The organism is Paenibacillus sp. CR_12, from assembly GCF_041953985.1.
Classification (GTDB): domain Bacteria; phylum Bacillota; class Bacilli; order Paenibacillales; family Paenibacillaceae; genus Paenibacillus_AQ; species Paenibacillus_AQ lautus_A.
Map to the genome: position 1 here is coordinate 159,299 of NZ_JAVFHO010000004.1, position 12,161 is coordinate 171,459.

Annotated in this window: 12 protein-coding genes; 2 read left to right on the plus strand and 10 right to left on the minus strand. The window is 52.0% G+C overall.

The genetic code is table 11. The features are described 5' to 3' along the window. Positions 1 to 27: 27 nt before the first annotated feature. From RB297_RS16395 to RB297_RS16405, 3 genes are all read right to left on the minus strand, one after another. Entirely contained in the window at positions 28 to 1,221 is a 1,194-nt protein-coding gene (locus tag RB297_RS16395; protein WP_015734402.1) for a HEAT repeat domain-containing protein, read from the minus strand. Positions 1,222 to 1,239: 18 nt separating this feature from the next. Continuing rightward, positions 1,240 to 3,498 carry a hypothetical protein gene (locus tag RB297_RS16400; protein ID WP_213577687.1) on the minus strand — a complete coding sequence of 753 codons (2,259 nt, stop codon included), beginning with the start codon at positions 3,496 to 3,498 and terminating at the stop codon, positions 1,240 to 1,242. A 771-nt stretch (positions 3,499 to 4,269) separates the two neighbouring features. Further along, entirely contained in the window at positions 4,270 to 4,791 is a 522-nt protein-coding gene (locus RB297_RS16405) for an HPP family protein (protein WP_375120964.1), read from the minus strand. A 147-nt stretch (positions 4,792 to 4,938) separates the two neighbouring features. Here RB297_RS16405 and RB297_RS16410 point away from each other — a divergent pair, with 147 nt between their 5' ends. Next, positions 4,939 to 5,895: a GntR family transcriptional regulator gene (locus RB297_RS16410; RefSeq protein WP_375120965.1), complete on the plus strand. Its 957-nt coding sequence runs from the start codon at positions 4,939 to 4,941 to the stop codon at positions 5,893 to 5,895. Positions 5,896 to 6,231: 336 nt separating this feature from the next. Here the strand turns inward: RB297_RS16410 and RB297_RS16415 are convergent, their stop codons facing one another. The 6 genes from RB297_RS16415 to RB297_RS16440 are packed head-to-tail and all read right to left on the minus strand — an operon-like array spanning position 6,232 to position 10,463. Then, the gene (locus RB297_RS16415) at positions 6,232 to 7,254 is read right to left on the minus strand and encodes a potassium channel family protein (protein WP_015734398.1); all 1,023 of its coding nucleotides are present in this window, start codon (positions 7,252 to 7,254) and stop codon (positions 6,232 to 6,234) included. A gap of 34 nt (positions 7,255 to 7,288) precedes the next feature. After that, positions 7,289 to 7,681 (minus strand): DUF350 domain-containing protein, encoded by a 393-nt coding sequence (locus tag RB297_RS16420; RefSeq protein WP_009592598.1) that lies wholly within the window; start codon positions 7,679 to 7,681, stop codon positions 7,289 to 7,291. Next, the gene (locus RB297_RS16425) at positions 7,678 to 8,352 is read right to left on the minus strand and encodes a hypothetical protein (protein ID WP_096773193.1); all 675 of its coding nucleotides are present in this window, start codon (positions 8,350 to 8,352) and stop codon (positions 7,678 to 7,680) included. Before RB297_RS16425 ends, RB297_RS16420 begins: the two co-directional genes overlap by 4 nt. Then, the gene (locus tag RB297_RS16430; protein ID WP_096773192.1) at positions 8,353 to 9,552 is read right to left on the minus strand and encodes a glutathionylspermidine synthase family protein; all 1,200 of its coding nucleotides are present in this window, start codon (positions 9,550 to 9,552) and stop codon (positions 8,353 to 8,355) included. Then, positions 9,549 to 10,223 (minus strand): hypothetical protein, encoded by a 675-nt coding sequence (locus RB297_RS16435; RefSeq protein WP_096773191.1) that lies wholly within the window; start codon positions 10,221 to 10,223, stop codon positions 9,549 to 9,551. The genes RB297_RS16430 and RB297_RS16435 overlap by 4 nt, the downstream gene beginning before the upstream one ends. A 24-nt stretch (positions 10,224 to 10,247) precedes the next feature. Beyond that, the gene (locus RB297_RS16440; RefSeq protein WP_015734394.1) at positions 10,248 to 10,463 is read right to left on the minus strand and encodes a hypothetical protein; all 216 of its coding nucleotides are present in this window, start codon (positions 10,461 to 10,463) and stop codon (positions 10,248 to 10,250) included. A gap of 329 nt (positions 10,464 to 10,792) precedes the next feature. On the opposite strand from RB297_RS16440, the gene RB297_RS16445 reads away from it, so the two are divergent. After that, entirely contained in the window at positions 10,793 to 11,731 is a 939-nt protein-coding gene (locus tag RB297_RS16445; RefSeq protein WP_375120966.1) for an NAD(P)-dependent oxidoreductase, read from the plus strand. Between the two features lie 177 nt (positions 11,732 to 11,908). On the opposite strand, the gene RB297_RS16450 is transcribed toward RB297_RS16445, so the two are convergent. After that, positions 11,909 to 12,148 (minus strand): glutaredoxin family protein, encoded by a 240-nt coding sequence (locus RB297_RS16450; protein ID WP_036665795.1) that lies wholly within the window; start codon positions 12,146 to 12,148, stop codon positions 11,909 to 11,911. Between the last annotated feature and the right edge of the window lie 13 nt (positions 12,149 to 12,161).

Sequence of the window (12,161 nt, forward strand, 5' to 3'; positions counted from 1 at the left end):
ACCATCCCGTAAGTGAGCAGGATATCTCTAAGCAGTGTAATCTCCTCCTACTCCTGCAACCGTGCCGATCCGTTTGTTCGTTTGAACGCCGAAATAACGATCGTACACCAGTTTTCTTTTATTAAATGCCACCATTTGCTCCACTTGTTCGTATTCGCCTTCGTTGGACATGATCCGTTCGATCCGGTACAGGGCCGTTTCCCTGGCTGGACCTTCTCCTGTAAGCGCGGCTTGGCACAAGGTCTCGAAGCCTTGTTCTCCCAACATGGCAAGACTCTCCGCGCTGTTGTTCCGCACATGCCAATTCTCGTCCTTCAAGGCTGAAGCCAGGAGCGGAATGCTGCCTGCGGCATGAAGCCGTCCGAGCGCTTTCGCCGCTGCCGCCCGCACTTCCCACTCATGATCATTCATGAGTGCCACAATAGTGTCATCCTTCAGGGCCGGGTTCGAGCCAAGATACAGCTTGACGGCCTCGGCACGCACGTCCTTCTCCTCGGATCCGACCAATCGGTCGAGTGCCGGCACGACGGCCGGAATGGCCTGTCCCCACATGGCAACAAGCGAAACCTTGACCAGTCCTGGATCGGGATCGTCCAGAAGCTTGCGCATGAGGCTGGCCGAATCCAGCCGGGTCTCCAGCAAAATATCGGCAGCCATATGGTGAATGGCTTTATCGTAAGACAGCAGCTTGGACAACATTTCCCGAATCTGCTGGGACGAAACCGCGCTTTTGGCAATTGCCCGCGCAATGATGATGGTCATCGGACCGTATTTCGTCCGGTTCATCAGCTGCTGGAGCTGGGGAACGGCCTCTTCCGCCCGCATCCCGCCGAGGCGGTAGACCGCTTCAATGCGGCGGTCTTTCCTCATGCTGGATAATGCCCGAATTTCCTGTTCCACAAACCCGGCGTCCCGGCACAAACGCAGGAGCTTCTCTCTGGCGTCGCCTTTGAATTGCTCGATCCACTCCATAAATTTGGCTTGGATGACCCGGCGTTCGGCCGACGTCAATTTGCCTGGCGGCAGCTCCAGCGTGGTATCATCATGCAGATGACTCTGCACATACACAAAGTAATCATGGTGTTTTTCCGTAAATCGTTCCGTTTCTCTTTGTATGGCATTATGCTTGATCTTCATTTGGAACAACAGGATAATGCCGGCTGCAATCAGGCCGAGGCATACATAGACAAAGACGTATGCCATTTCTAAATTTGAAAACATCTCCGATGGCTCCTCCTTTTATTTAGCATCTGGCTGCCGCCCCGTTTCAGGGAGACGCGTGAATATTTCCTGCATATCGTAATAGCTTTGCTTCAAGCGTTCGCTGTATTGGGTTGCTTCCCACAGCTCCCATGTATAAGGCTCGATGTCCTGCAGATTAATGGACTGCCCCGATCCTGAAGCTGGTTTGCCGGTGTTCTCGGATCTTTCCGTGATCCATGGAACCAGCCGGATACCGTCCGCCGTGGTCGTGCTGAACGTGCGCTTGTCTTGAAGCGGACCGTAGTCCAGCACCTGCAGCGAGCTCGGATCTCCGAATCCTAGAAGCATCCACGGAATCCTCATCTCGACGAAGCGGTCTTGGTACTGCCATGCCGTAAGGGAGTTGAAATCCGGAGATTCCGGATCGCTGGTTCCCCGTTTCAGCGTCCCCACCGTCTCATCCACAAACGGATGGGAGAATCGGGTGTCCGGCGGATTCATCAGCAGGCTGATGGCCAGCTTCCAGGAATGGAACGAGCCGCCCGGTACGACGGGATCGTCCTTCGTTCCCTTGGCTTCCTCTCCCGGCAGCATCCAATAGCCTTCCTTGCCGTACAGCCGGCTGTGGAAATCGTAAGATGGCGCTATGGTTACCTGGGATTCGTCCTCTTGACCTACCTGAATCAACGTTTCCAAAGCCCCGCCGGTGAGCGTTCGTCCCGCCAGCTCTTTCTTCGGTATATCGCCGCCAGGGATGGTGTCCGCTCCGATGAAGAGTTTGGAACGTTTCGGATCAAATGCTTCGTCCAGCTCCATGCCGATATACAGATAAGCCTCGTCATGCGTCAACTTCATGTTCTTTACGCCCGGAGCCGTACCGGACCAGGTTTTGACTTCCCCTTCAGGAACCTGATCCCAGTCGGTCAAATCCCCGTCGATCGTAATTTGTTCCGCTTTACCCGGCTGCATCGCCAGAACGCCGAACATCTTTTCGTTGGTCAGCACATTCAACCAGAATGCCCGGCGGTCTGCCGGTATTTCAAAAGGCATCGTGTTCCATGTTTTCTTGAACCATTCGTCCTGCCACATGAACAAGATCGCTCCGGAATAGCCTTCGTCGTAAATATCCTGGGTCAGCGAGACATTTACTTCGCCTTGCTCCGCCTCGTCATGTCCTCCTTGATCCTTCCCTCCAGGACCGTGGTGGGAAATACCGATGGAGGAAGGCACGCCGTACTCGGTAACCATGATCGGCATATCCTCGAACTCTGCCTTCAATTTTCGCAAATAGGCTTTGTACGTGTTGTAGCCACCGTCCCCGTCGGGAAGGGTCTGCAATGTTTTGTCCGTCCGGAAAAAATCCGGATAGTACGGGTACACATGGTATGCCGCAAAATATCCCGCATCCCAGTTCACCGGTTCGACATGCCTTGCATCGACGGACACCAGGTCTTCTTCAAACAGCGGTTCCCCCGGATGCTCAAGCACATCCGTCGTGACCCAATTGGTAAATGTCATCGGATGCTGCCATCCGTACTTCTGCTCCTCGGCAGCCGTGTAGTCCAATAAAGATGCCAGCCAATTCTCGAAGGGACTTGCGTCCTTCGTCCCCGAGAAATAGGACCCCTTATACTGAGGGACACCCTTATGTACCTTGTTGGTGTTATCAACCATGGCTGGGTCCCATTCCGTACCCACATGCCAGGCCATGAGGTACTTGCCCGCATTGACCTTATACTTGCCGCTCGACTGCCCATGCTTGGGCTCAACGTTGATATCCCCGTAAACTGCAGCGACAGCCTTCGAGATCTCCGCTTTAAACGTTTGGACGATTTCTTCGTCATACGCATCCCGACGCTCGATTAGCTGCTCCTCCGGCGACCAGATGCCCTGCATGAAGTACAGGGGATCATCGCCTTTATCCCGGTTGTATTTCACCAGCGCGGAATAAAAGACCGGATTATGCACCGTGTAGACCCTAATGACGTTTGCTCCCATATCATCGATCTGTTTGAACCAGCGCAGATAATCTTCCTCGGTGGCCGGCAGCTCGCCGGGAAAATGCCCGGGTACGGTTGCGCCCAGGTTCACGCCCTTGGCAAAAACCTCTTTCCAAACCTCTTCATCCTCATATACCAGAAAGGAGGTTCCCTCTGTTTTGAATTTCATTTTCACGCCGTCCGCATCCGCATACGTTTTTAATGACGGCCGTAGATATCCTAAGATTACAGCGGCACCGCAGAGAAGCACTATAGTGCAAAATGCTGCGACCACCCACCATTTTCGCCTGCTCATCGTCTTCGTTGCTCACCTGCCCTTTCTTTGACATGCTTGTTGCTGCACCGACATATGACGACTGAGCCATACTCGTCATTCTATAGCCGATGCGCTCCCGATACCATATTCCTTCTTTACCAACTTTTCCGATCTCGATAGTAGTCAAAAAGAAGTAAAACAAACTTCTTCCATAATTTTTCCCCGATAAATCAAATCGCTGCTCCTTCCTGCCTGTTCATTGACAACTTCACAGCCTGATGTTAGTTGTGTGAAACCAATGTGCGTTTGCCCTGACAAGGCTGGAACCGAACGACTTCATCCCATCCGTGAGATACAGCGAGATTTACGAATATTTTCAGAAAATTTTCGCGAATCGTAATGTTAAACGCAAAAAAATTGCTAAAGTTCCGGTCATTTTTACATCATTATCCATAGTTATGACAAATTTGATACCAAAGTCGTATAAAAAAACGGCTGAGAACCGCATTCTGTAAAGGTTTGGCAATATTAACCTTTTATCCAAAATGAGAATAGAGTCCTGTACCGGGATTGTGTAATATTCTATAGATTTGATAACCAGGATCAAGTGGTAAGTATCGCCTATTTTTCGGGATTTCGGTTTGGATTTCCCCTCATTGCGTTATATAAATTAGTTTGGCTAATGTTCAAATCTGCGGTGCGACAACATAAATCAGACCCGGTCCATTGTCGGTCCGGGTCTGTTGTTGACGATATGAGATTGAAGAACTTGCCATGATTACCGTTTATTCATCAAAGAAAAAACTGCCTTCACCACCAAAAAGTCGGATATCTTCGTTCCTTTACCGCATTATTGACAAGCAGAGCCACCACCACGATCATGACCGATCCGACGAGCACAGGCGTGAACAGGAATGACCAGCCGCTTCCAGCCATAATAACGACCAAGGGGTCTGCGCCGGCGGGAGGATGGGTCGTCTTGGTCATTCCCATCAGGCTGATCGCGGCTCCCACGCCGATCGCCATGGCCCATATTCCGTCACCCAGGACCTCCAGCGCGACAAGTCCCGTAAGCGTGGAAATAAGATGCCCTCCGACCAGGTTTCTTGGTTGTGATAACGGCGCATCCCAGACTGCAAACGCCAGCACGCAGCTCGCCCCAAAGGGCGCCATGATCCATGGACTTCCTGCGAGCGAGGAGAGAAGGGCCAGTAAGCCGATCGAAACGGCACCCCCGATAAAGCCAACGGCGAGATTCATGGGACGAACGGTCAACGGACTTCTAGCCCCCCCTTTCATTTTCTGCAAAAAAGAATCAGCTTGATCCTTCATATTAACCCTCCATATTCATAATTAACTAGTTATTTATTTATATATAAAATAACGATTTAAAACTATACATGTCAATACCTTTGTTGTATATTTTCCGTTTATTGTGTAAAGTTAAATTACTAGTTGACTAGGAAAGAAGGTCTCGATATGGCGCACAAGCTCATGCTTCGAGTCGACCCGCATGCTCCCATGAATGTAAGCACGCAAGTCAAGGAACAGTTAAAGTGGCTGATTGGTATTGGACAGATCGAACCATTCGATATGCTGCCCCCGGCGGGTGCGCTTGCGGACAACCTCGGGCTGAACCGCAACACCGTAAACCTGGTGTACAACCAGCTGAAGGACGAGGGGATCGTCTCCATGCATAAAGGCAAAGGAACGCAGGTTCTGAACAACCCTCAGGTAGAAGAGCTTCGAAATCGCAGAAAGCTGATGCATGAGCTCGCAGAGCGAACGACGGAGGAGTTGGGCTCCCTTCATATCCCGGCGAGCGAGTTCTTTGCCGCATCCCTTGCCTATACGCTGCTGCAGGAGCCTGTCCTGAACGCAGAGCGGCGAATTCTGTTCATCGAATGTAAAGGGCATGATTTCCCCTTCTATCAGAAAGCGATTGAGGAAATTACGGGCGCGGAAGTCAAAACGGTGTTTCTGGAGGATTTGTTGGCGGGAGAACAAGCGCTGCTCGAAGCGTTCGACTATTCGAGCCTCATTGTCACGACGCTTAATCATGATTCCGAAGTCAAAGCCCTGTGCAGCAAATACGACAAAAAAGCTTTCGTTATTGGCGCGAATGCGGAAACGTCGGTCCTGCTTGATATTGCCCGGCTGACACCTGGCAGCCATCTCAGTTTTGTCTGCCTGGGGAAGGCAGGTGCGCAGTGGATGGCCGGCCGCGTTCAAGAAGCCGGTATCGATGGGGTCCGTGCCAGCCTGGCCGGTCTGGATCATCGGGAAGACCTGCTGCAGCGGATCGAGCAATCCGATCAGGTGTATGCCTCTGATGCCGTATATGAAGAGGTTCGATCGTTAGCTCCCGGCAAGGTGAAGCTGTTTCCCATGGCACTGGAGAAGAGCAGCGTGAACTTGCTAAGAGACATGATCTGAAGCCCATAGGAAAAAACGCCCACTGTTTAAACAGGGGCGTTTTCACTTTGGAGTATGTCCATGCATCCGCGACGGATGTCCCATACTTTGGCTGCCGACAGCCCTCAAACGAGGAGTCAGCTGCCGTGTACCCATGACATCCGACCGCTGACCCAAGTGTCATTTTCGAGAATCCAGCAGGTCAAGCAGTCGATTTACACCGACCACCTGGAACAAACAGATTAACGCATATGATTTCGAAACGTCAATTCGTAATTGGCAGCTTCGCAATAAAAAATGCTGCCTCACCCGTTCACGTGAGACAGCATGGTCTTTTAATGAAATGTTCGCAGCCCCTCAAGCAAGCTTACCGGCAATCCGGTTCATGGTCGCTTCGTCCGAAACCACATACAGCCTCGCATCCCGCGGAATCGGCAAATCGAGCTTGCGGTTGATGCTGAGGTCACTGCGATCGGAGATCAGCGTCGCTCCTTGCCGCAGCAGATCCTGAAATGCATCCCCGTAGGTCTTCCATGCAGGGTTTAATGCCACTTCGTAAATATCGTCGCCGTGCTGGCGGCTGAGCAGCTGCATCAGCACATCCGAGTTTCCTTCCTGCAGCGCTGCCCGCACCGCCAATCGGGAAACGGCATCGTGCGAGAGGACAAACTCGTTTACTTGATTGTGGCGGAAATTCTGCACATGCTTCTCCTGCATGATCTCCACCGTGGTATGTACGTCCGGCGCTATCCGCTCGATGCTCGAAACAATCAGGAGCGACTTGCCGTCCACCAGCGCCGATTCGTCGATCCGAGCGTCCGCGAAGACAATGGCCGATTTGGCCTCCAGAATGTTGGCTCTCATCAGCACGTCATCCGATGCAGGATCGCCGCTTACAAAATGCACCTGTTCGAGATGCTCCACGGGATGCCGGCTGGAATCGTCGATGACCACGATCTCGGACTGCGGCGAATACGACAGAATCTCGTCGATCGCGGACATCGCTTTTTTGCTCCAATTGATAATGATGACATGGCCGCTGCCCTTAAAGTTCAACCTGCCCGCTCCTCTCTGCCGCTGCATGCTTCCAAACGATTCGATCACTTTACCGATCACTAAACTGAGCAGCCCGATACCAAAGATATAGATGAATATCGTTAATATCTTGCCCGGTACGGTAGCTGCATAATAATCGCCATAACCTACGGTGGCCATCGTGGTAAGCACCCAGTAAAGGGCGTTAAACCAATGGTGAAACGTTTCCGGCTCCAGCAGGAATGCCAGGGTCGAGCAAAGCACCACAAACAGCACCACGATCACGCTGATCGTTGTTTTACGCAGACGCATCATTTTCAAAGATAATCTCAGAAAAAAGTGCACGCTCCTGCTCCTCTCCCCATGGGTGCAAATCGGCCTAAATGATCAGGCTGCTGATCGCAAAGGCTGTGCCGATGAACACCATCGCCAGCAGGATGCCGATCGCTACGTTGCCCTTTTGCAGGTGCTCGGAAATTCGAAGACCCGGCGTCGCCAGCTCGAATACCCAATAGGCAACGATCAAGCATACATATCCAACGGCAAACCACAGTATCATATGCCATATCGATGAATTCGTATATGCCGATATGCCCAAAATAATGGCCGTTGCCATAAACTTGCCGCCGAATGCCAGACCAACCGCGACATTGCCTTTCTTCAGCTCTTCCATGTCGTTAAACCGGGTCATCCAGCTGAAAATCAGCATGCCCAGCAATTGAAGCACGATAATGCAGATCACACTTATAACAATATTAATGACGACCGTCAATCCGCCCACCCCCGAAATTTTGCATAGGCCAAGTCGTAATCGGCGAAATCGTGCACTTCCTCCAATACAACATCAACCGTGTCCTTCTTCTCCATTGCGGCATAACGCTTCTCGTCGATCGGCTGCTTGATCCGGTTGCCCGTCGGCAGCTCAACGACGGCAAAATGCCTGGTGTCTTTTTTGTACGTTGTTTTATATACCCCAACCAGCTTCACGTCGGTTTTGACGGTCACTTTCAGGTTGGCCAAATCCGATTCCGCGGTCTTTTTATCCTTAAACGACTTAATGGTCTGCCAGGACGATAACCGGATATCGTTGCGCTGATTCGCATCCGTGGTCAGCTCGGCGTCCATGAATTGCAGCGTCCAAATTTTGTCCCCTGTAGCATAGTTGTTATCGTTAGGCAGGAGCTCGTTATCCGGCAGGACGGTCATGTCGCCGCCAATCAAATCGCCGACGGTCCCTTCAATGATGCGATAGTCCCAAGGCACGCGGCTAGAGGTTGAAGATACTTCCTCCGATCCGGTATGGAACACGGTGGAGCTGCCGCCGGAGCATGCGCTCAGCGCTAAAACCAAAAGGGATAAGATAAGCACCGCCAGGACGACCGGAGGTTTCCTCTTTCCCTTCGGAGCACCGCTTTGCTGCCTTTTCTCTTGTTTCAACTGCATTTATTTCACTCCCATTGCGATAAAATGGCTCGAATTGCCCGTAATCAAACCGCCCGCCCGTCCCAGCAAACCGCATGGGATACCATTAAGGACGAACAACCCCGTCAGCAAATGAAATTCCCCTTCCGCCGTCTCGACGCGAGCCAGCTCGGCCCTCCTCTGATAGACCGTCGGAAACATGACGCTAGTATCATATCCGTCCTGATCCTCTACCTCGATTTGTCCTGTCTGGTCGTACAGTTTGACAGAACCACCCTCTCGGCCGAACATCGACTTTGATACGAAATTGCCGGAGAACACCGGTTTGTTGTATGTCGGCAGCATATATTTAACGATCGCTTCACGTTCTTGCTCATCGAACAATAGGCCCAGCTCATACATGCCCCACATGGCGGCCAGCAAGCCTTTGGACTGCAGCAGAATGCTGTGCGGCGAGTTGAACAGCTGGAGTCGCCCCGTCTCGATGGCATAAGCAAGCGCATCTCCGCCATCATCGACGGACATCCATTCCTTCGGATAAAGAGCAAACATCCGGTGAATCTCCCGGCCTTCGCCGTCCTTCAGCATGCCTTCGTCCACCCATAGATCCAGACAATCCACCAGCTTGATATCCAGCCCGCTGTGCCGGACCAATGCTTCGATCGTGCCGGAGTCCTCCAGATGCTCGCCGTAAGCAATGCATGCGGCCGTATCCGGACGCTCTGCCGCCCACGCTTGTGCCACCAGCTCTTGCATCCGCTCATTGGGAGAATAGATGCCGGCCTGAGCGCACATCCACGGCGTTGCAATGGAAGCCTCAACATACCCTGTGGGTGTGTCCGCATTCAGCTCCAGAAGCTTGATGCTGCCGTCATGGGCAATCGCAAAGTCAAATCTGGCATACCGGCTGATCAACCCTTCCTCCGGCAGCGGACATTCGTCCAGCATCTGCCACAGAATCGGCGGAATGCCGATCAAGCTGTAAATATGATGGTTGCGATGAACGTAACGTACGGTTTTGTCCAGCGTCGCCCACAGTACCGCAGCGGCTTCTTCCAGCTCGCGATAGGTCTCTTGACGTATGGTGACGATTTGGTCTATCCAGTAGGCTTCCCCTTCCAGATTCGCCCAGGTAAAGCCAAGCTCGGCGAGCTTCGATACCCGCTCATCCCGATTGGGGTCAGGCTGTCCCGAAACGGTAAACACGCTTTCGCGGCTCATCCGCCAAAACCGCCGGATCTGGAGCTGGATTTCGAACCCGAGGAGCTGAAGCCGCTGGAATTGCCGCCAATGCCGCCGGACTTGGACGATGTGGAGCGGCGCGTTATCGTTCCCGAAGAGGACGTTGAGGTCTTGGGACGGACATTGGAGTTCACCACCGGTTTGTTCTGGAACGTACCGCTCGAATACGTGCGGGGTTTGTAAGGCTTGCCGTTATTCGCGTAATATCCGCGATGATTGTTGTACCATCCGCTGGAGGAATAGTAGGAGCCGTTGTTGAACAGCATGTGGTAGAGCAGCAGATCATCCCACCCGAAACCGGAATTGTAGCCGCCATAGTTATTGATTACCGTCGTTCCCCCGGCTGACCCTGCGGATGTTCCTTCCGCCGGCTCTTCCTCGAATTCTTCTGCGCTAGGGAACGGGATGTTCCAGTCCACGTTCTTGTCAAAATACTTCTTTACTTCTTCCGTCGACCAGGATACCAGCTGCGGCTCTTCGGATGAGGTAACCGCTTCCGAAGCGAGATCCTTCGCTGCCGCGCCCGACACCAGAAACGCATTCGCCAACAAGGCGATGCCGAGCGAGCTTGATAAGACTCGAATCGGTTTGCCTTCCGGCGTCAGCCATTTGGAAGCGGGCTGGTCTTTTTTGTCTTTTTCATTACTCAAGATGATGTCTCCTTTCGGACAGAATTAATCGTTCCGCATCGGAACGAGCAGAAGCTCCAGTTTGCCCGTGTCAACGTTTAATCTGCCTTCGATCGTTTCATATTCCCTGCCGCCCGCGACGATATAATTCACGTGCTCCAGCGCAGCGACCATGTTCATCGTCCATGCCCGCTCTTCAATCTGCACCAGCTCACCGTCCGGTCTTTTTTCAAACAAAATAACGTTCATTCCATAATCCATGATGACAACCCCTTCCATTTAAAGCAGTGAGTATTGTTACGCATTATATTGGGAATCGTTTCAAAAATCTATGATGGGCTATCGGCGCTTGGACGAAAAATTACTGCAAAAAGACACAATCCATATAATAACATCGCTACTGATTATTTACACCTTCGAATTACCATTAAAAAACTCTTGAAAACGAACATTCTAGACGCGCAATGCCTGATTATTTACGTTTTATAAGGTGTAGCATCCATTTTCATGACCATCGTCTCTCTTGACATTATCACTAGTGTCATACTTTAGGATAGGTATCATCTCAAACCCAGAAAGGGGTTATACCGATGAATACAAATCCAAAGAAATTTTCTAATGGTAATCATCCTTACGATGCGCAGGCGGACGGCTCTATCCTTGGTCCGGTAACCGTGATCGGATTAGGCGCCATGGGCTCCAAACTGGCCCGCACCTTCGTGAACAACGGATATGTCACCACCGTCTGGAACCGCACGCCTGAAAAAGCCGCTGAACTTGTAGGCTTGGGTGCCTCCGGCACAACGGACATCGCGGATGCCATCGCCGCCAGTCCCCTCTTGATTGTATGCGTACTTGATTATGATGCCGCCCGCCATATTCTTGAACCCATGAGGGAGAAGCTTTCCGGCAAGGTTGTCGTAAATCTGACAACCGGCACTCCCGAAGAAGCCCGCACGATGGGGACCTGGATGAGGACCCACGGCGCCGAATATCTGGATGGCGGCATCATGGCCGTGCCTTCCCTGATCGCCACGCCTCATGCCGTCATACTCTACAGCGGTTCTCAAACTGCTTACGAAACATATAAACAGGTCTTAGAACGCTTAGGGACTAGTCACTATTTAGGCTCCGACCCTGCTCTCGCTCCACTGAATGACCTGGCACTGCTAAGCGGCATGTACGGCATGTTCGGCGGCTTCATCCACGCCGTGGCGCTTGCGGGTTCCGAAGGCACGAAGGCAGCGGATTTCACGACAACGCTGCTGATTCCGTTTCTGCAAGCCATGATCTCCACCATGCCGGAAATGGCGAAGCAGATCGATACCGGAGATTATTCCGCCAAGGATGCGAGTCTGGCGATGCAAGCCGCTCATGACACCATCGGGGAGGTCAGCAGGGTACAAGGCGTCAGCGCCGAAACATTCGCGCCGATCTTCGAACTGATGAAACGACGGGTGGAGGAAGGTTATGGCGGGGACGACTTCGCCAGCGTGATTGAGCTGATCCGTAAGCGTCCATCGTCTTAACAGGAAGAAGAGAGCTATTATCGGCATCGGCAGGAACTGGCGACGACGTACGACCTGACCTGCGTCGAACTTTGGTAACTCATGTGCAGCGATTCTTTATACTCCATACAAAAGAAGCATGGATCATCCGCCGAGGACCGATCCATGCTTCATTTTTTTTATATCCATGAACCTAGCTTATTTAATCAATTCCCTGATTTCCTGAAAGTTATCGGCAAATCCGATAAATACGTTGTCGCCGATAACGATCGTAGGCACGATCTGTTTTCCCGTCAGACGTCTCACTTCTTCCGGATATTCCGGATTCTGCGTGCAATCATATTCCGTGTACGGAACCTGCTGCTCCTTGAAGTAACGCTTGGCATGATGGCAATCGCTGCAAGTGGGTATGGTGTAGATTTTCAATGGCTCTGTCATGTCGATCACTCCT

Coding starts and splice junctions, on each gene's coding strand:
- RB297_RS16395 (WP_015734402.1), bottom strand. CDS start 1,221: ATGTTTTCAAATTTAGAAATGGCATACGTCTTTGTCTATGTATGCCTC.
- RB297_RS16425 (WP_096773193.1), bottom strand. CDS start 8,352: ATGCAGTTGAAACAAGAGAAAAGGCAGCAAAGCGGTGCTCCGAAGGGA.
- RB297_RS16405 (WP_375120964.1), bottom strand. CDS start 4,791: ATGAAGGATCAAGCTGATTCTTTTTTGCAGAAAATGAAAGGGGGGGCT.
- RB297_RS16430 (WP_096773192.1), bottom strand. CDS start 9,552: ATGAGCCGCGAAAGCGTGTTTACCGTTTCGGGACAGCCTGACCCCAAT.
- RB297_RS16410 (WP_375120965.1), top strand. CDS start 4,939: ATGGCGCACAAGCTCATGCTTCGAGTCGACCCGCATGCTCCCATGAAT.
- RB297_RS16400 (WP_213577687.1), bottom strand. CDS start 3,498: ATGAGCAGGCGAAAATGGTGGGTGGTCGCAGCATTTTGCACTATAGTG.
- RB297_RS16440 (WP_015734394.1), bottom strand. CDS start 10,463: ATGGATTATGGAATGAACGTTATTTTGTTTGAAAAAAGACCGGACGGT.
- RB297_RS16450 (WP_036665795.1), bottom strand. CDS start 12,148: ATGACAGAGCCATTGAAAATCTACACCATACCCACTTGCAGCGATTGC.
- RB297_RS16445 (WP_375120966.1), top strand. CDS start 10,793: ATGAATACAAATCCAAAGAAATTTTCTAATGGTAATCATCCTTACGAT.